The organism is Bacteroides sp. An279 (assembly GCF_002159615.1).
Lineage (GTDB): Bacteria > Bacteroidota > Bacteroidia > Bacteroidales > Bacteroidaceae > Phocaeicola > Phocaeicola intestinalis.
In genome coordinates this window covers 44,787-64,579 of the sequence record NZ_NFJA01000010.1, presented here as the reverse complement: position 1 = coordinate 64,579, position 19,793 = coordinate 44,787, and the positions used below count along the sequence as shown (strand labels likewise).

18 protein-coding genes are annotated in these 19,793 nt (G+C 44.9%); 12 read left to right on the top strand and 6 right to left on the bottom strand.

Annotated elements, in window-relative coordinates:
• Positions 1 to 179: 179 nt before the first annotated feature.
• The 5 genes from B5F78_RS03500 to B5F78_RS03480 form a co-directional block, all read right to left on the bottom strand.
• On the bottom strand, positions 180 to 482 hold the full coding sequence (locus B5F78_RS03500; protein ID WP_022039157.1) for a GNAT family N-acetyltransferase: 303 nt from the start codon (positions 480 to 482) through the stop codon (positions 180 to 182).
• Positions 483 to 715: 233 nt separating this feature from the next.
• Positions 716 to 1,675, bottom strand: coding sequence for a hypothetical protein (locus B5F78_RS03495; protein ID WP_239473374.1), 960 nt, complete (start codon positions 1,673 to 1,675; stop codon positions 716 to 718).
• Positions 1,676 to 1,828: 153 nt separating this feature from the next.
• Positions 1,829 to 2,881 (bottom strand): recombinase RecA, encoded by a 1,053-nt coding sequence (gene recA, locus B5F78_RS03490; RefSeq protein WP_022038606.1) that lies wholly within the window; start codon positions 2,879 to 2,881, stop codon positions 1,829 to 1,831.
• Positions 2,882 to 2,995: 114 nt separating this feature from the next.
• Positions 2,996 to 3,445: a thioredoxin-dependent thiol peroxidase gene (gene bcp, locus B5F78_RS03485; RefSeq protein WP_013617570.1), complete on the bottom strand. Its 450-nt coding sequence runs from the start codon at positions 3,443 to 3,445 to the stop codon at positions 2,996 to 2,998.
• A 110-nt stretch (positions 3,446 to 3,555) separates the two neighbouring features.
• Entirely contained in the window at positions 3,556 to 4,749 is a 1,194-nt protein-coding gene (locus tag B5F78_RS03480) for a saccharopine dehydrogenase family protein (protein WP_013617571.1), read from the bottom strand.
• 140 nt (positions 4,750 to 4,889) lie between these two features.
• On the opposite strand from B5F78_RS03480, the gene B5F78_RS03475 reads away from it, so the two are divergent.
• Positions 4,890 to 5,699 (top strand): META domain-containing protein, encoded by an 810-nt coding sequence (locus B5F78_RS03475; protein WP_022038605.1) that lies wholly within the window; start codon positions 4,890 to 4,892, stop codon positions 5,697 to 5,699.
• A gap of 115 nt (positions 5,700 to 5,814) precedes the next feature.
• Here B5F78_RS03475 and B5F78_RS03470 read toward each other — a convergent pair whose 3' ends face one another.
• Positions 5,815 to 8,568 (bottom strand): outer membrane beta-barrel protein, encoded by a 2,754-nt coding sequence (locus B5F78_RS03470; RefSeq protein ID WP_087406029.1) that lies wholly within the window; start codon positions 8,566 to 8,568, stop codon positions 5,815 to 5,817.
• 315 nt (positions 8,569 to 8,883) lie between these two features.
• Between B5F78_RS03470 and dnaK the strand changes: the two genes are divergently transcribed.
• The 11 genes from dnaK (at position 8,884) to B5F78_RS03415 (ending at position 19,793) form a co-directional block, all read left to right on the top strand.
• Complete coding sequence (dnaK, locus tag B5F78_RS03465) at positions 8,884 to 10,800, top strand: molecular chaperone DnaK (RefSeq protein WP_087406028.1); 1,917 nt, start codon at positions 8,884 to 8,886, stop codon at positions 10,798 to 10,800.
• A 217-nt stretch (positions 10,801 to 11,017) separates the two neighbouring features.
• The gene (locus B5F78_RS03460) at positions 11,018 to 11,578 is read left to right on the top strand and encodes a helix-turn-helix domain-containing protein (protein WP_087406027.1); all 561 of its coding nucleotides are present in this window, start codon (positions 11,018 to 11,020) and stop codon (positions 11,576 to 11,578) included.
• A complete protein-coding gene (locus B5F78_RS03455; RefSeq protein ID WP_087406026.1) occupies positions 11,575 to 12,831 on the top strand; it encodes a site-specific integrase in 1,257 nt (418 codons plus the stop codon). Before B5F78_RS03460 ends, B5F78_RS03455 begins: the two co-directional genes overlap by 4 nt.
• Before the next feature lie 295 nt (positions 12,832 to 13,126).
• Positions 13,127 to 13,498 (top strand): helix-turn-helix domain-containing protein, encoded by a 372-nt coding sequence (locus B5F78_RS03450; protein ID WP_087406025.1) that lies wholly within the window; start codon positions 13,127 to 13,129, stop codon positions 13,496 to 13,498.
• Positions 13,499 to 13,966: 468 nt separating this feature from the next.
• The gene (locus tag B5F78_RS03445; RefSeq protein WP_087406024.1) at positions 13,967 to 15,109 is read left to right on the top strand and encodes a site-specific integrase; all 1,143 of its coding nucleotides are present in this window, start codon (positions 13,967 to 13,969) and stop codon (positions 15,107 to 15,109) included.
• A gap of 267 nt (positions 15,110 to 15,376) precedes the next feature.
• Entirely contained in the window at positions 15,377 to 16,054 is a 678-nt protein-coding gene (locus B5F78_RS03440) for a hypothetical protein (protein ID WP_140400027.1), read from the top strand.
• 163 nt (positions 16,055 to 16,217) lie between these two features.
• Positions 16,218 to 16,589 carry a helix-turn-helix domain-containing protein gene (locus B5F78_RS03435; RefSeq protein WP_204502455.1) on the top strand — a complete coding sequence of 124 codons (372 nt, stop codon included), beginning with the start codon at positions 16,218 to 16,220 and terminating at the stop codon, positions 16,587 to 16,589.
• On the top strand, positions 16,570 to 17,676 hold the full coding sequence (locus B5F78_RS03430; protein WP_087406021.1) for an AAA family ATPase: 1,107 nt from the start codon (positions 16,570 to 16,572) through the stop codon (positions 17,674 to 17,676). The genes B5F78_RS03435 and B5F78_RS03430 overlap by 20 nt, the downstream gene beginning before the upstream one ends.
• 128 nt (positions 17,677 to 17,804) lie before the next feature.
• Positions 17,805 to 18,686 (top strand): toprim domain-containing protein, encoded by an 882-nt coding sequence (locus B5F78_RS03425; RefSeq protein WP_087406020.1) that lies wholly within the window; start codon positions 17,805 to 17,807, stop codon positions 18,684 to 18,686.
• Between the two features lie 312 nt (positions 18,687 to 18,998).
• The gene (locus tag B5F78_RS03420; protein ID WP_087406019.1) at positions 18,999 to 19,454 is read left to right on the top strand and encodes a hypothetical protein; all 456 of its coding nucleotides are present in this window, start codon (positions 18,999 to 19,001) and stop codon (positions 19,452 to 19,454) included.
• A gap of 9 nt (positions 19,455 to 19,463) precedes the next feature.
• Positions 19,464 to 19,793: a DUF4134 domain-containing protein gene (locus B5F78_RS03415; protein ID WP_087406018.1), complete on the top strand. Its 330-nt coding sequence runs from the start codon at positions 19,464 to 19,466 to the stop codon at positions 19,791 to 19,793.

The following is a 19,793-nucleotide window of genomic DNA, read 5'->3' as shown; positions in this document are numbered from 1 at the left end:
CTCCTGTTCTTCGTCAGATAGCCCGCTATCTTCCTCATCACAGAAGCGAAAATGCCTCAAAAACTCATCCCAAATCATCGCACGATAAATTCAAAACAGCTTCTAAATTCAAAAACAGTTTTTAAAATTGAAAGTTCATATTTCAAAAATTGAATTTTGCCCCCTATTCTTTACTTCTCTTATAAGGCGCAAGTACCACTTCCTGCATAGTCCGCGCTGATTTCGCCTTGATATTCAGGATGCCTTTGCAACCATCGTACAGCATAAGAACATGTAGCAACGGGCTTTAAACCCTTATTCCGAGCATAATCGTATGCAGTTTTCACCAACATTGAGGCAATGCCTCTTCCACCAATCGCTTCCGGTACAAGTGTATGGCGAATATCCAAATGATCTTTACCCAATACATAAGCCATATCTGCCTTATAGCCATCAACTTCTACCCAAAACTTTCTCTGCGCTTCATCATGATGTACTTCCATAATCTTATATTTTTTAAAAGGTTACGTTTGCAAGATATAAAAAAAATTGGATATTTCCGTGCACGTTCACAAAAAAATAAGAATAATCAGCCCCTGCTTTACAACATACTTTTACCTACCAGCTAAAAATGTAAAAAATAGAATATAAAAACACGAAAAACACCGAGAGAAAACGTCAATTATCCATTGAAAAAACGGTGTTTTTCGTGTCTTTGTACTCCAAACATACCTTCTTACTGCATGGCTTTTGCCAAGTTTTCCACTAACTGCGGGTCGGACAAATCAGCTTTACCAAACAATACATAAGAAAAATTGTCTGCCAATACTTCTTCCGGATCAATGGCATACGCTGTATTCTTACCTATCCGTTCTTGAAAGTCAGAAACTTGCTCAGGAGCATAAATCGTAGTTATTCCGTTTTGCTGGTAAGGTATAAATTGTTCATTCAAAGGTACAAGCCCTATTTGTATATATTGATTTAAAGAACCCTCTGTATAAGCCCCATCGGTATAAATCACCATGGCACAATTCATTGACTTACCATCTATTGTAAATGGTGCATAACTGTCATGACAACTTACATCCGGATTGGAAATAAGTTTTTGCATCAAATCGGCAGGGAAAACAATCGGACGGTCAAGTACATTAAATCCAATTACAGAATAAACCTTTTTCTTGAATGCAACATCTGCCCTTGTCAAAAGATGGAAAAGTTCATGTGCTATAAGACGTGCCAAATCATCATCTGACGCTTTTTCCAAAACCTGTTCACCGATAGCTATCCAATTCTCACGAGTATAAGCAGCCGCTCCTCCTTCTTCTGCCATAGAAGTTTTCAACAAAATCACTTCGGAAGGAAAAGGAAGTTTCAACTTCTGTTTTTTGATAGCCGCCTCTACTGCCATAAATGCTTTATTCAATTTTGACCGGTCTGCATCGCCCCATTCGCGAGTCGACTCCATAGCCAATGTCAATAATTGTGACTTCCTTCCGTTTAGAGACTGAAGGCGCGCATTGATATCGAACTGGTTCCAGCTGTTAGTATATTGGTCTATGTCGGTAATAAGCATCTGTGCTTCTGCCCGCGTAGCAAAACGATAAGGTATATCGGCCGAAACTTTCTGAGCTTTGCCGGCAACAGCCAACAGCAAAGCACCGACAGTAAAAAGCAGATGTGTCAATTTCATATTCATAATTAGATAGATTAAAAAAGGGAAACCGTCCTCCCTGCCCGAAGATGACGGTCCACCTTCTATATTGGTATTACATTTTATTCTATTGAATATCCGCAATCAATCTTCATCTAACTTTTATCTCTCAAAATAAGACTGGCGGACATTTTCATATTATTCTTTATCCTTCAAAGCTGAAAAGATAAGCTCTTCCAATTCATCAGCCAGTTCGGGATTATCCTGAATACACTGCTTGGCAGCATCACGTCCTTGCCCCAACTTAGTATCGTTATAGCTATACCATGAACCACTTTTCTTGATAATGCCCAATTCTGACCCCAAATCGATAATCTCTCCACTGTGCGAGATACCTTCGCCGAACATGATGTCAAACTCTGCCTTGCGGAAAGGAGGAGCGACCTTGTTCTTCACCACTTTCACACGCACCTGGTTTCCGATTACATCTTCCCCGTCTTTCAATTGGGAGATACGGCGGATATCCAAACGTACGGAAGCATAAAACTTCAAGGCATTTCCTCCGGTAGTAGTTTCGGGATTGCCAAACATTACGCCTATCTTCTCGCGCAGCTGGTTGATGAAAATACACGTGGTATTGGTCTTGCTGATAGCCGAAGTCAGCTTGCGCAAAGCCTGCGACATCAAGCGTGCCTGCAGTCCGACTTTATTGTCGCCCATATCACCTTCAATCTCTGCCTTCGGAGTAAGGGCAGCCACCGAGTCGATAACAATAATATCGATAGCCGATGAGCGAATCAATTGTTCGGCGATTTCCAATGCCTGTTCGCCGTTATCCGGTTGGGAAATCCACAGATTGTCAATGTCTACCCCCAACTTTGCCGCATAGAAACGGTCGAACGCATGTTCAGCATCAATAAATGCCGCAATACCTCCATTCTTTTGTGCTTCCGCAATGGCATGGATGGCAAGTGTTGTTTTTCCCGAAGATTCTGGTCCGTAGATTTCAATAATACGTCCTTTGGGATAACCTCCTACCCCCAATGCCGCATTCAAGGCGATAGAGCCGGTAGGAATGACTTCCACTTCTTCCACATGGTCATCACCCATTTTCATTATCGACCCTTTACCAAAATTTTTTTCTATCTTATCCATTGCAGCCTGCAATGCCTTTAACTTCTCGCTGTTATTCGGTTTCGAAGAAGCACTTTCTACCCCTCCTTCAAATGCCAATTCATCTTTCTTTGCCATACCTTATTCTTTTAGTTGACTAGGTATCAGGTACTAGTTGACCAGGCTCTAAATACATAAGTAAAACTATTTAAAACCTAGTACCTAGTCAACTGGTACCTCGTACCTTCATGATTATTTTAATATCTGCGCCGCATGGTCTTTTGTCTTCACCTCTTTCGGAGAGATGACACGCTCTACGACACCTTCTTCGTTGATAATAAATGTCGTACGGAACGTGCCCATATACTTGCGGCCGCACATGCTCTTCTCACCCCATGCGCCAAATTCCTCGGTCAATTTATGTTCCGTATCAGCAATCAGCGTGAAGGGAAGCTGGTTTTTCTCAATAAACTTCTGGTGCGACTTCTGGTCGTTGATGCTTACACCTACCACTTCATAACCTGCCTTGCGCAGTTCATCGTAATTGTCACGCAGGTTGCATGCCTGAGCGGTGCAGCCCGAGGTCATGTCTTTCGGATAGAAATAAAGCACCACTTTACGCCCTTTGTAATCGCTCAAATGTATTTCTTTCCCGTTTTGGTCCACGCCCAATAAATCGGGAGCCTTGTCGCCTACAATCATTTCTTTAATTAATAATGAATAGTTAATAATGAATAGTGACATCCCCAATGAATAACTAACAACGAAGCAAATCCCGTTAATTAATTATTCATTGTTAATTATTCACTGAATTACAGTTCCAAATCGCCGTCGAATACCTCATGCCACGGCAAGCCGTTCTTGTTCAGTTCGTCCATAAACGGATCTGGGTCGAATTCTTCCACGTTCCATACACCCGGACGCTTCCACAAGCCTTTCACGAACATCATCGCGCCAATCATCGCCGGAACACCCGTCGTATAGCTTACGCCTTGCATGCCGGTTTCCTTGTAGGCTTCCTGATGCGAGCAGTTGTTATATACATAATAGGTACGCTCCTTACCGTCCTTAATACCTCGGATGCGGCATCCGATAGACGTTTCGCCTTCGTAATTCTCGCCCAGGTCTTGCGGATTAGGCAGCACTGCCTTCAAGAACTGGAGCGGCACGATTTCCATTCCGTTATAATTAATCGGCTCGATGCTTGCCATGCCGATATCCTGAATCACACGCAGGTGGGTCAGGTATTCCTGGCCGAAGGTCATCCAGAAGCGGGCACGCTTGATGGTCGGGAAATTCTTCACCAACGACTCCAGTTCCTCGTGATAAAGCAAATACGAGTCGCGCGGACCGATATTGGGATAAGTCAAATCTTTATGGATTTCCAGCGGCTTGGTGGTAATCCACTTCCCGTCCTCGTAATAACGTCCGTTCTGGGTAATCTCGCGGATGTTGATTTCGGGATTGAAGTTGGTGGCGAAAGCCTTATGATGGTTGCCCGCATTGCAGTCTACGATATCCAAGTACTGGATTTCGTCGAAATGATGCTTGGCTGCGTATGCCGTGTATATACCGCTTACCCCCGGATCGAAGCCGCAACCTAAGATAGCGGTCAACCCGGCATCCTCGAAACGTTTCTTATATGCCCATTGCCAGCTATATTCGAAGTGAGCCACGTCTTTCGGCTCATAATTTGCCGTGTCCAGATAATTCACGCCCGCTTTCAGGCAAGCTTCCATAATCGTCAGGTCCTGATATGGAAGAGCCACATTAATAACGATTTCGGGTTTAAACCCATTGAATAAAGCCACCAGTTCGTCTACATTGTCTGCATCTACCTTAGCGGTCTTGATGTTGGGATTGCCGATTGCTTTTACAATTGCATCGCACTTCGACTGGGTACGGCTGGCAATCATCACTTCCGTAAACACCTCGGGATGTTGAGCCACTTTGTGTGCAACCACGGTACCTACACCGCCTGCACCGATAATCAATACTTTACTCATTTCTTATTTTTCAGATTTAATGCCCGGTAAACGTTACCGTTCACCCTGCAAAGATATAAATTTTTCCGAAACTTCATGCAGTATTCCGAGTATATCCGTATTTTTGTAATAGCAAACTATCTAAAACAAGGACAAAATTTATGAAGAAAGTAGTTTTAAAAGCAGCTGTCCTGCTTTGTGCAGGCATAGGAATGAGTGCATGTAAAAGTAGCAAACAAGCCGTACAGCCTATTGACCTGACGGGAGAATGGAACATCGTAACGGTAAACGGCGATAAAATCAATGCTGCCAACACACCATTTATCGGACTGGACATGAAAGAAAAACGAGTATACGGGAATGCCGGATGCAACCGGATGACAGGAAGTTTCGAGATAGACTCATTACATCCGGGGAAGATACAGTTCGGACAAATAGGAACGACCCGTATGATGTGTCCGGATATGGAAACAGAAAGCAAAGTATTGCAAGCATTGGACAACGTAACGGGATACACCGAAACAGACCAGGGCTTAAGCCTGACCGATGCAGAAGGCAAAGCACTTATGACACTGGAGAAACGCCAGCTCCCCGCTTTTTCCATCAATGACCTAAACGGTGAATGGATTGTCAGTGCCATCGGCAATACACAACTTGGCAAAACCGAAAACACGCCGTTCCTAGCTTTCGATATCGAACAGAAACGGGTACACGGCAATGCCGGTTGTAATGTTATCAATGGAAGTTTCTCGCAAGAAGAAGGCAAAGATAACTCGTTGAAATTCTCACAAATGATTTCCACGATGATGGCTTGCCCTGATATGGAAACTGAACGTCAGATTCTGGAAGCACTGAGCAAAGTGAACAGCTTCTCTTCCAACCAAGACCAAACCCTCGCCCTGCTGGACGAAAATGGTACCGAAGTTCTGACGCTGACACGCAACACAGGTGAAAAGCTTTCGGGCAACTAATCACTTGACTGCAACACGGCTTGATGTTGATTGCATGGTGGATTGCACCTATATTCATCTAAAAAACTCAAATCGTAACCGCATCCACCTCAATCCGCATCAAGCAGCGTTTCTTTCACTTCATACGCTCGAAACGATAAATGAAAGAAACCATGGCATACCCTCTCAATTGTTCTTCATACCGTTCGCTGAAAGCCGTAGCACTGGCATAACGCGTAAAGCTTTTCCGCTGGCTCAGGATATCTGCCCAGTAAACTGACAATTCTCCTCGCCTCTCTTTCAAGAACTTCCACGAAATTTTCAAGTTCCACAAAAGTTCATTATCGCTTTTTCCATCCATACCGGTTCCACTACGGAATACATAACCGGCATCTGTACTTACCATGAAATGAAACGGCAAATTAACCGAACTTTCTATGCCGCACGTATAGTTCCGGGTATACGTATTACGGTTCTGTAACGAGTTCTTCGATTGGTAAAATGTCCATGTACCAGTCAAATCAATATTGCCCCACGACGGCAAGTAAGCCAACCGCACATTACTGCTCAATGTAGTAGCCCCCGTCACACTCCGGCTATTCTGAGTCCCGTCTTCATTGATTAAACTCACGTTGCGGTCGTATCCTCCCGAAGCATTTATGTTCACATGAAATTGCTTGATGCGCTTGTCGTAATACCCGTTTCCCATAATCCCCCAATTACCGTTAATATTAACCGGAAGAGTCTCGCGTCCTCCTGTCTCTCTATCATAATAGGTAGCACGCGTCACCGCGTTGAAAGTCTGATTCCACATAAGCGAAGCCATAAAACCTTTTTGGAAATTGTTGAATATCGCATGCATCGAATGCCGGTACGAAGGACGCAAGTGCGGATTGCTCCGGCGAATATACAAGGGCGAACTGTAATCGGTAGGTGCCATCATATCTTCCAACCGAGGCTGCGAAGTATTCCCGTTATAACTTAACACAAAAAAACGTCCGTCTTTCTGGTACGAAAAACTCAGTTGCGAACGCCATTCTACCGAACGTACCACTGTATCAGCATAATGTTCGCCCGTAGCCTGTTCAATAGAACGGCGTTGGGGAGTCATGTCCACACTTGCCACCATTCCCCAAACTTCATCCGTATAGTTGTAACGAAATGAAAGATTATGTCCAAGGGTACGACTATGACTTCTTGTACGCAAACTATCCACCTCATCCACTTCATATCCTTCCGGCAAAGCACCTAAGACAAAATGTCCGGTTTCCCGACGAGACAAATCATAAGTCATACCGTCTAAACATTCATAATCATTCTCTAATCCGTACGAAAGCTGTATATGTGATTTCTTGGTAAAAGCATGTGTATAGCCCAAACGCACTTCATCATTCATCGAGCTTTGAGGCGTATGGCGGTACTGGTTCTGGTAATAAAGCGAATCACCTCCCGACACATTCTGCAATTGGTAATAGTCTATAGAAGAAAGTGTATAAGCATGCTGGCGGTTCTTTTGATAAGTATGGTTGACATCAAGGCTTAAAAAATCTCCCTTCGTGCCGATTTTCTGCACCAGTTCCAGGCGCAAATCATAATTGAAACGTTTGCCTCGCCCCAAAGTTTGCTGACGGTTGTCGTTTATCCACATCTCCCTGCCTATCTCGTCAATATGGGCAAAAGGTGCTTTCGTGTCAGCATCCAGAGGAGCATTGAAAGTAGCGGTACGGCTTTCGTTCCGGCTTTCATCATCGCCATAACCTCCCATAGCAGAAAAGATAAGAGTGGTCTGCTTGCTGATATCCCAGTTCATATCGAAACGTCCATTCGTATTCTGGTTCTTCCCCAACTGATCATTTTCCGACAAAAGATACTGATTACCACTACTCAAGTATTGTTCACTATATGTCCCTGATTGCCCTCCGTCACGGTTATACATGTAATTGACATTTCCCGACAGACTTAATCCTTCTTTCACATTCTTCGAAACATTCAGGTTGACCGAATTGGAAATGTTGTCTTCATCAGCGGTGGTAGAATTGCGGTTAGTCGAACGTGCGCTTACCATAAAATTATCCCCATTCTCTTTAAAACGCATCATCCTGCCATTCAGATCACGACGTTTGTGCGTGCCATAACCAGCTTCAATATTTGCCAGCAGGGTTCCATTAAACTCCCGTTTGGTTTGCAAGTCGAGCACATAATTTTTCTCATTCGATTTCATGCCGGTAATCTTTTCCTGTTTTGTCGGTTTGTCATACACTTTCAGCTGGCTGACAAATCTAACAGGCAGGTTTTCCAGAACCACATCTTTGTTTCCACGGAAAAAGTCTTTCCCGTTTACCGTAATCTGCCGAATAGGATAGCCGTTAAATTTCATTTCTCCGCTCTTCGGATCATACGACAACCCAGGGATGCGCCGTACCAAGGCTTCCAAATATGAACCTTCGGGAGTAGGAAATGCCGCTACATTGTAAATGGTAGTATCCCCCTTCTGTTCCATCGGTTTAAGTGGAGCTGTCACTATCACTTCCGAGAGACGTAAAGCTTCATCATGCATCCGCAACGTTCCCAACCGGATAGTATCTCCCACTTCATCAAGTACTTTCAGCAAAGGAACACATCCGGTAAATGAAGCCCTCAATAAATAGCCGATTTTACTTTTTCTCTTGAAGTCTAGACAAAAATGTCCACTGGTATCCGTAACCACACCTTTCACCAAGAGCGTATCCGGTAAACGAAAAACCGCCACGTTGGCATATGAAAGAGGTTCTTCATGATTCCCGTTTTCCAATACCAACCGTCCGGTCACTATCTGATGTTGAGCTTGTGCGGCTGTTATTCCCAAGAACCATCCGATTGCTATATATATAATAAGGTATAGATATTTCATGACTCTTTTGCTAACGAAAGGGCAAAAATAACGAAAAACCCGACACATCCGCATTAATAAAGTCTAAATCGAACAGTAACAACCTGCCAATACTGCATTGATATCCGGTTCGAAAAAGCCACAATCTGCACTTCTATCCGACACACTGTCTAAGCATATCTATTTAGCTTGTCAGTTTCGACCGACATTTTGTCAGTCCACACAAAACAAAACAAAGGACTTTTACGCTTGGCACGGCATTTGTTTACTAATAAGCGTAACGCTTCGGTGTTACAAAATCAACTTAATTAGCAAACAAATAAAAAAAATACAATTATGGGAAAGATTATTGGTATTGACTTAGGAACTACAAACTCATGTGTAGCAGTATTCGAAGGTAACGAACCGGTTGTGATTGCCAACAGCGAAGGCAAACGCACCACTCCTTCAGTCGTAGCATTCGTAGACGGCGGCGAACGTAAAGTGGGCGACCCCGCTAAGCGTCAGGCTATCACGAACCCGAAACGTACAGTATATTCTATCAAACGTTTCATGGGTGAAACATACGACCAAGTTCAGAAAGAAATCTCTCGTGTTCCTTATCAAGTAGCAAGAGGAGAAAACAATACACCGCGTGTAGACATCGACGGACGTCTGTACACTCCGCAGGAAATTTCAGCCATGATTCTTCAGAAGATGAAGAAAACCGCTGAAGATTATCTGGGCCAGGAAGTAACCGAAGCCGTTATTACCGTTCCGGCATACTTCTCAGACTCACAGCGTCAGGCAACGAAAGAAGCCGGACAGATTGCAGGACTGGACGTGAAACGTATTGTCAACGAACCGACAGCAGCCGCTTTGGCATACGGTGTCGACAAAGCCAACAAGGACATGAAAGTAGCTGTGTTCGACCTCGGTGGCGGTACATTCGATATTTCAATACTGGAATTCGGTGGCGGCGTATTCGAAGTATTGGCAACCAATGGTGATACACACCTGGGTGGTGATGACTTCGACCAAGCTATCATCAATTGGCTGGTTCAAGAGTTCAAGAACGATGAAGGTGCCGACCTGACTACTGACCCGATGGCTATGCAACGTCTGAAAGAGGCAGCTGAAAAAGCAAAGATTGAATTGTCTTCTTCTTCATCTACCGAAATCAACTTGCCGTACATCATGCCGGTAGCCGGTGTGCCCAAGCACTTGGTTAAGACACTGACTCGTGCTAAATTCGAACAATTGACCCACGATTTAATCCAGGCTTGTCTGGAACCGTGCAAGAAAGCCATGAGCGATGCAGGCTTGAGCAACTCGGATATCGACGAAGTCATCCTTGTAGGTGGTTCTTCACGTATCCCGGCAGTTCAGCAACTGGTTCAAGACTTCTTCGGTAAAGTTCCTTCAAAAGGTGTAAACCCGGATGAAGTAGTAGCCGTAGGTGCAGCTATTCAGGGTGCCGTATTGAACAAAGAAGCTGGTGTAGGCAACATCGTATTGCTGGATGTCACTCCGTTGACCTTGGGTATCGAAACCATGGGTGGTGTCATGACCAAACTGATTGACGCCAACACGACTATCCCGTGCAAGAAGAGCGAAGTATTCTCTACGGCAGCCGATAACCAGACCGAAGTGACTATCCACGTATTGCAAGGCGAACGTCCGATGGCAGCACAGAACAAGTCAATCGGTCAGTTCAACTTGACAGGTATCGCTCCGGCTCGCCGTGGTGTTCCCCAGATTGAGGTTACATTCGATATCGATGCCAACGGTATTCTGAAAGTATCTGCCAAAGATAAGGCTACCGGCAAGGAACAGGCTATCCGTATCGAAGCTTCCTCTGGCTTGAGCAAAGAAGAAATCGAACGTATGAAAGCCGAAGCATCTGCCAATGCAGAAGCCGATAAGAAGGAACGTGAGAAAGTAGATAAGCTGAATCAGGCAGACAGCTTGATTTTCACCACCGAAAATCAGTTGAAAGACCTTGGCGACAAGATTCCTGCCGACAAGAAAGCTCCTATCGAAGCCGCTCTTCAGAAATTGAAAGATGCCCACAAGGCTCAGGATTTGGCAGGCATAGACACCGCAAGCGCAGAACTGCAGGCTGCCTTCCAAGCCGCAAGTGCTGAAATGTACGCACAGACCGGTGCTCAAGGCGGTGCACAAGCTGGTCCGAACGCAGGTCAGGCAAACAACAGCCAAAGCACAAACAACAAAGACAATGTGCAGGATGCTGATTTTGAGGAAGTGAAGTAAGTATCAGTAAACAACGATAACTAACGATAGTAAAATAGGGTGTAACTCAATGAGTTGCACCCTATTTTCGTTTTAATGCTTTCGGATGTATTTGCTTGTTTCTCGGATTTTTATTGTATATTTGTACCATATTTGTACCGACACTTAAAAGTAGATAATGTGACACATAATACGTTGTCGGTGCTGATAGTGAATGGTTTATATTAAAAAGACAGCTATGCCAGCAGCAAAATTCGAGATTGTACGCAAATGTAAGGTCTGCGGAGAATTGTTCAAAGCGAAGACCATTGAATCTTGGTATTGCTCCCCAAGATGCTCCAAGATAGCGTGGAAACGCCGTAAGGATGAGGAACGAAAAATGCAAAGATTGGACGAGGTTGTAAAGAAGATACCTGAGTCCAGAGATTATATCACCGTTCCTGAAGCCTATGCTTTGTTTGGGATCAGCAAGGAAACTCTATATCGCCTGATTCGCAAGGGCTGCATTTCAAGCGTGAACGCTGGCCAAAGACAAATCCGTGTAAGTAAGGATGAATTAATGAAGCTATATCCACTGCGAAAGAAAGCCTTGACAAAGTCGAAGCCTGTTGCCAAACTTTACAGTCTGGAGCCAAAGGACTGTTACACCATCGGTGAAATAGCTAAGAAATATCATTTGGACGACAGTACGGTGTATCTTCATATCCGTAAATACTCTATCCCCACCCGACAGATAGGGAATTTTGTCTATGCACCCAAGAAAGAAATTGATAATCTATATAAAGGAGCGAAGCAATGAAAAAAGCGTTGGTCAATACACGAGTCTCGGTAAAACTCCGCAAGTCGGAATACCGTGAGGAATGGTATCTGTATGTTGAAGCCTATCCGGTTTTTCAAGCAGATAAGTCCACCCCTCAAAGAGTGCGTGAATATTTGAACCGCACCATTACCACTCCCATTTGGGATAAGTCCCAAAATGCCCGATCAGGCAAAAACGGCAAGATTACCTATAAGCCTAAACGCGATTTGAATGGCATTATACAATGTAAATCGCAGTTAGACCAGGAAGCATGTATTTATGCCGACAAGGTAAGGAGCCTGCGGCAGAAGGAATACGACAATGCCTCATTGTATTCGGAAACCGATGCGGAACAGGCGGAGCAGTTGGAACGTTCTCGTTGCAACTTTATCGAATACTTCGACCATGTGCAGCAGTTGCGTCACGCCCATAATTCTGATTCCATTATTGTCAACTGGAAGCGGGTACATGATTTGTTGAAAATCTTTGCGAAAAGCGATACTATCCTTTTCTCACAAATAGATTTGAAGCTGATAGAATCATTCCGTATGTTTCTGCTGAATGCCCCACAGGGCGGTAGCAAGAGTGGTACTATCTCGCAAAATACGGCTTCCACCTATTTCTCTATATTCAAAGCTGCGTTAAAACAAGCGTTCATAGACGGCTATCTGACGGTTGATGTATCTGCAAAAGTCAAAGGCATTCAAGGAAAGGAAAGCCGTAGGGAATATCTGACGGTTGATGAGCTAAACCGTCTGGCGCAAACACCGTGCGACCCGTTGTTGAAACGCGCATCATTATTTTCTGCCTTGACAGGACTCCGCCATTGCGATATACAAAAATTGAAGTGGTCAGAAATAGAGGAATTCAATGGCGGTTACCGTTTGAATTTTACCCAGCAAAAGACAAAAGGGGTTGAATACATGCCTATATCCGAGCAAGCCTACCAGTTATGCGGTGAACGCCGGGACGGTGATTTGTTAGTCTTTGCCGGACTTCCCGACCCGTCATGGATTAACCGTCCCATAAAGAAATGGGTAGCAGAAGCAGGAATAACGAAGCACATCACCTACCATTGTTTTAGGCACTCGTATGCGACCCTACAACTTGCTGGAGGAACAGATATTTATACAGTCAGCAAGATGCTTGGCCATACTAATGTCCGTACCACACAAGTGTATGCAAAGGTGGTTGATGCTAAAAAGGAAGAGGCGACAAAGACAATTAAGCTGGATTTGTCTGTGACCGAATGACCTTTATTTATACTCCTACTTATGTCATAAGCCATCTACATTTTCCATGCAGATGGTTTTTTATTTCTGTGCATTCTTATCTTCACAACCTTATGATTCGATGATGATTCCCTTATGGCGAGAGGCATAAACGAAAAAATCTAATAATGGAATTTTCCATTATAGGTGCTGATAATCAGCGTATAACGTTTATGATTCTTATGACCTGCTGATGTTTCTTTATGTGATGTTTGTCACCCATAAATCAGTATTAGGATTTTCTATTATTTCGCGGAAGAAATTAAATGATAACAATATGAACGATAAGGACATCACATTCGAGAACTTACCTAAAATTATGTCTTGGGTGATAGACAAGTTGAACAAACTTGACTCCAAGCTCGACAGTTTGAACAGCATTCCGCAAGTCCCATCAGCTGACCAATGGATGAACTTGAAAGAATTGTGTGAATATCTACCCAGCCATCCTGCAGAACAGACTGTTTACGGATGGACAAGCTGTCACCAAATACCATTTCACAAGAGAGGCAAGCGTATTATGTTCCTCAAATCGGAAATTGACGCATGGCTTCATGCCGGCAAGCGGAAATCGCAGAAAGAGTTGGCGGAGGAGGCTGCACAATTTATCAACGCCAGACAAAAAAAACGTTCTAATGGGTTCATTTAACTTGTGCAACAACATCAGAATAAAGTTCAAGGGTGTCACTCAAAACAAGATACCCTTGAGCATGTTTTTCCTTTTTATGACTTTGGTATGATGGTAGGTATGTGTATAACGACAATCATCTGCTGGGGACTGAATAGCATCCGTTTATTCCTTATGGTTAAGAAAATAAAAATGGCAAGTAAACTAAAACCATAAATCCTTGCCACTTGCGGAATATTATAGTTTGCAGAAAATAGTTATAAAAATATTTGTAGAATTTATAAATCAAATATTTAAGAATAAAACTAAATGCAAATCTAATAGCAATAAATCATTTGTATTCAATATATTATGTAGATTTTAATTCTTATCAACTAATCAATAAGTCTTGTCTTTGTATATTAGTGCGTATGTTTTTGTTTCATTTTTGTTTCTTATTTCAATATATATTTGTTATTTTTGTATAGCTCAATCAATAAATCAACAGTCATGGCAAGACCGAGGAAAATCAACAAGGCCAAAGAGCCAATCCGGCTTAGAATGAAAGACCTAAGTAACGGTAACAAGAGCTTGTATCTGGATATATATCGTGCCGGAAAGCGCTCTTATGAATACTTAAAAATGTATTTAATCCCGGAAACCGATTACAATGCAAAGATGCAGAACCAAGCCACACTCACTGCGGCCAATGCCATTAAGTCTAAACGCATCATCGAAATAATCAATAGCGAAGCAGGCATCAAACAAGAGACAGACACTTCCAAGGTTTACTTGCTGGACTGGATGGAGACATATATGGAAAATCAAGCCAAGCGTGGCAAGAAGGATAGAAACCAAATAAAGAAAACCATAGATATTCTCAAGGCATACGGGGCAGAGACCGTCACGATGGACATGATAGACAAACCGTTTTGCCAAGGTTACATCAACTACTTGACAACAGAATACCGTCCGAAAGGAAAAACTGTGTCGAATTTTACCATTCACACCTATTATCAAGTTGTCAATGGAGCACTGAACGCTGCCGTCCGTGCGGATATACTGAGTGAAAATCCGTTCAATAAAATCAGCAGCTCGGAAAAGATACATAAGCCGGAAAGTAAGCGTGAATACATGACGATAGACGAAGTGCGCTCTTTGATAAAAACGCCCACGAGCAATGAGGCTGTGAAAGGAGCCTATTTGTTTTCATGTTTCTGTGGATTACGCATAAGCGACATCAAAGGACTGACATGGGAAAACGTGTATTGCGACAGCGGACAATACCACTTGGAGGTGATGATGCAAAAGACGAAATCGCCTTTGTATCTGCCATTGTCATCCGAGGCATTGAAATGGCTGCCGGAACGGGGAAATAAATCCGGTAAGGAAAAGGTGTTCAAGCTTCCTTCTTCTGCCGGGATAAACAAACTGTTGAAAACTTGGGCTCAGAAGGCAGGTGTCAGCAAGCATATTACCTTTTGCACAGCCAGGCACACGTTCGCCACGATGATGTTGACGCTTGGCGCAGACCTTTATACAACTTCCAAATTATTAGGGCATACCGATATGCGGACAACCCAGATTTACGCCAAAATCGTTAACCGTAAAAAAGACGAGGCCGTAAACTTGGTCAATGGACTGTTCGGGTAACGGCCTATGGCATTTCCGTTGCAGAACAAATAGTAAGCAGTGCTTTTAAGCGGTACGTCACAGTTAAGTATAATAATAGTTACAACCATATTATTCCATAACACTTTAAAAACAAGAGACAATGAAGAATCAGATTGTCATCCCTCTCTCTCTCTTTTTGAGGGTAACTGCAATGAGTGCCCGCTACAGGGCAAGAACCCGTTTATAGGCAAAGACGGCCTTTACAACTTGGTTTATGCCGCTTATAGGCAATATTCGGATGAGGTAATGGTAAAAGGCAAACTGTACAGGAGGTACGTGGAAGATTTCCTGAACGGACATACCCATTCCATTTGCCCATGTTATCGTGGAAAGAACGAATACGGAAAGAACCTCGGCATCATCAAAGGCATACTTCAAAGCCGCCAGAATACCGTGGAGGAACTTTGGCGTAAAGGGTATTTCGAAAAGGGAGACTTTACGGTCATGCAGCGGCTTTACGACACTACCGACAAGCCGTTACCCCATGAACCTGAAGCACCAGCCTTACGAAATGGCACAAGCCGTCTAACGCTTGAGTGCTATCTCAATACAGAACAAATGAGTCTCATCGCGCAATGCGTAAATGAGGCTCATTTGTTTTCTGATAAAGTCTCAACTGATGATATAGAGGCCCTGTTGCATTGTAAGGAGGGATTCCACCTTTATGCCAAGCGGCTTAATCAGATAGCTAAACTATTCGACCGCTTGAGTTTTCATCACCTTATCTGCCATAACTGGCAAAGTGTATTATCCGAGAACTGTCTGCTCCGCTCTTCGAGAACCGGATTGCCCGTCAGCCGCAGCAACCTCTCTTCCGCATTGTCGCAGTTGAATAAGAGGGACGATGCCACCGCGGACCATATCGAACAGATAGTGAAAGAAGTGAAAGCAATGGGGCAAACTGACAGAAACACAAACATCTGAAACGCCAAAGAATGACAGTTGGAATGATACGTGAGAACTGTCATTCCCCTTAATGGCAAAAGAGAACGGCTTCACTCTACCTTTGTCCTCCGAGACCGGACGGTCTTGGAGGATAACCCTCCTTTTGTCTAATGTAAAAATGATTTCAATTATGCAAACGATTATGGAACGCATGGAAGAGCGTCTGTCTTCCGTGGAAGCCACCCTGCAACAGTTGGGACCTGTACAGGTCTTGCAGGAACGCTTGTCGCAACTGGAACAAAACATCTATTCGACCAAGAACATGCTGACCTTTGATGAAGCCTGCCGATACCTCGGCGTATCGGAAAGCCTGCTGTACAAGCTGACCTCCACCAAGGACGTGCCGCACTTCAAGCCAAGGGGCAAGATGCTGTACTTTTCCAAGGCGGAACTGGACGCATGGCTCAGCCAGAATCCCGTCAAGACCTTGAAGCAGGCCTCGCAAGAGGCGGCTGACGAGGCCCGGATGACACCTTATTTTAACAGAAAGCGTTATGGAAAGAGAACGAAATGACAGTTGCGTACAGGAAACGGCTGCTGATGACAGCCGCCTGTCGAAGATTCTCAATGACGCACTCATCAAGGCAACGGACACTTACGAGAACCCTCCTCAGATTATCTGGGTGGACAATTCTACCATCGCGACTCTCGGCAATTTCAGCGCATCGACCGGCAAGGCCAAAAGCCGCAAGACCTTCAATGTGTCCGCCATCGTAGCGGCGTCACTGGCGGGCGGCAAGGTGCTGAACTACCGCGCCTGCCTGCCGGAAGGCAAGCGGAAAATACTCTATGTGGATACAGAACAAAGCCGGTTCCACTGCCACAGCGTACTGGAACGCATCCTGAAACTGGCCGGATTGCCCACCACGGTGGACAACGAGAACCTGGATTTTATCGGCCTGCGCGAATACACTCCGACCCTGCGCCTGCAGCTCATTGACTATGCGCTGCGCCGGGAAAAGGGCTACGGGCTGGTCATCATCGACGGCATCCGCGATCTGATGTATGACATCAATAATGCCGGGGAGTCCGTGGAACTCATCAACAAGCTGATGCAATGGTCGTCACGTTACGACCTGCACATCCATTGCGTGCTGCACCTGAACAAGGGCGACGACAACGTGCGCGGTCATATTGGCACTGAGCTGAACAACAAGGCGGAAACGGTGCTGGTCATCAGCAAGAGCAGCAACCATCCGGAAGTGAGCGAAGTCCGCCCGATGCACATCCGTGACAAGGATTTTCTACCGTTTGCCTTTCAGGTCAGCGAAGACGGGCTGCCGGAGGCGGCGACCGGATACTCTTTCGAGGAAACTCCCAAACGAAACGTGCGCACCAACTTCAGGGAACTCTCTTTGGAGCAACACCAGAAAGCATTGGAAACCGCTTTCAACGGGAAACCCATAAAAGGATTTGAGAACACCGTGCAGGCCCTTTGCGCCGGTTATGCCTCCGTTGGTTTTGAACGCGGACGCAGTGTCATGGTCAAGCTGTTGCAATACCTGACTGACGAGCTGAAACTGGTAACCAAGCACGACAAGTGCTTCTATTACGGTGACGCAGGGACTGAAGCCGGACTGTTTGAGGATGGCAGAACGTAAAAACACTTCGGAAAACGCTTTTCTTTAGTCCGTGTATATATAATAGATATACGAAGTAAAGCGTTCAGAAAGCGGAAACACTGCATACAGGAACACAGAGAAAAAACGGAATAAACATTAATGTCATTATGAACATATCAGAAGCAAAGAAAATACGGATAGTGGACTACCTACGGTTTCTGGGCCACGAGCCGAAAAAAACACAAGGCTGGCAATATTGGTATCTTTCCCCTTTCCGGGAAGAAAAGACACCTTCTTTCAAGGTCAACGACCGCCGCAATGAGTGGTATGATTTTGCATTGGGCGAAGGCGGAGACATTATCGACCTGGGCAAGCAACTGTTCGGGACCACTTCCATAGAAGAAATATTAAAGAAAATCGAAGGACGTGCCTCCGACTGTCGGCGTATTCACCCTTTCACCAGCTTTCAGGAACGTGTGAAAGAAGAAATGAGGGATGTACAGGTAACGGCGCTCGGTCACCATGCCCTGCTGTCCTACCTTGTTTCCAGACGCATCGACCTGTCGATAGGCAGGCAGTATTGCAGGGAAATACACTACGAACTGAGGGGCAAACATTATTATGCCATCGCTTTCGCCAACCGTTCCGGCGGCTTTGAAGTTCGCAACCCGTATTTCAAAGGCTGTCTTGGCTGTAAGGACATTACCCTTGTCAGACACGGTAAACCGGGAATGCAAGACCGCTGTTGTGTGGTGGAGGGCTTCATGGATTTCCTGTCCTACCTGACCTTACAAAGTAAAGGCGACAAGGACATCTGCCGTGAAGAGCCGTGTGACTTCATCGTGCTGAACTCCGTCCACAACCTGAAAAAGTGTCTGGAATGGCTGGACGGATACCGGCATATACATTGTTACCTCGATAACGACCTTGCCGGACGAAAGACGACCGAAACCATCGCCGGACTGTACGGGGAACGGGTGACGGACGAATCCGACCGTTATGCAGGATATAAAGACCTTAACGACTGTCTGCTCGGGCGAAGCCAATAACCGTTCGTGCCGACAAGCAACTACAGGCTGAAAAAGTCCTTTCAGCCTTCCGTAAAGCCTTCCGTAAACGGAGGGCTTTTATTGTGTCCATACTCCGTGGAATTTCATATTTGAGTATGATTTTAGAGTATGATTTGAGGTATAATTATAAATCGGGTTAAGAAAATAAAGAAATATACCCGGACATTCTTTTTTGTCAAGTTTAGCCTGTTATTTTGTGCCTGTATTCGGGAATACAAGCAGTATATTCCAGTTTGTATCATTCCGGGACATTTACTTGCATAAACAGAGAAATTAAAAATCATACTTAAAATGAGTCCGTTTTTCATATTCGCCATTGTGCTGACCATCGCCTACCTTATATACTATACGGTGGTCATACTCCATGACCTGTATGGCAAGAAGGGCGAGAAGAAGCCCGAAGAGGAATTCTTTGAAATCGACACCTCCGAAGATGCGGAAGAAAGCGTGGAGGTGAGCGAGAGCGAGATGGGGTTCAGCGTAGGCGGCAACGATTACGAGGTGGGCATGGATAAACCGTCGCCTGTACCTGTTGCAGGACGTCAAGAAAATACTAAAGACGAAAGGGAATCCAAGGGAAAAGCTCTGGAAAAGGTGAAGGCAAAGGTGGAAACGAAACTGGAGGAGTTCAATTCTGAAATGTCCAACCCGTACTACAATCGGCAGCTTTACAAGCTGATGATGAGCGGAGGACGGATGGACGGGCATCCGGCCATAGAAGCCATCCCCGTAAGAAACGAAATCTGATGACAACGAATGAGCAAGACAAAAAACACCCTGACGGTATCGCTCGCGGCGGCCATGCCCGTCTTGGCGTTTGCCAAAGGCGGCAGCGTGGACTACAGCTGGGGTGCGGACGCACTGGCGACGATGCACGACTATGTCATCACGTTGGCTCTGTACGTCCTGTACCTGTGCTACGCCATTGCCGCCATCATGGCAGTCATTTCAGCCGTGCAGATCTACATCAAGATAAACATGGGTGAGGACGGGGTGACCAAATCCATCGTGACGCTCATCGGCGCGTGCCTGTTCATCATCGGCGCATCCATCGTCCTTCCGGCCTTTTTCGGCTACCGCATATAA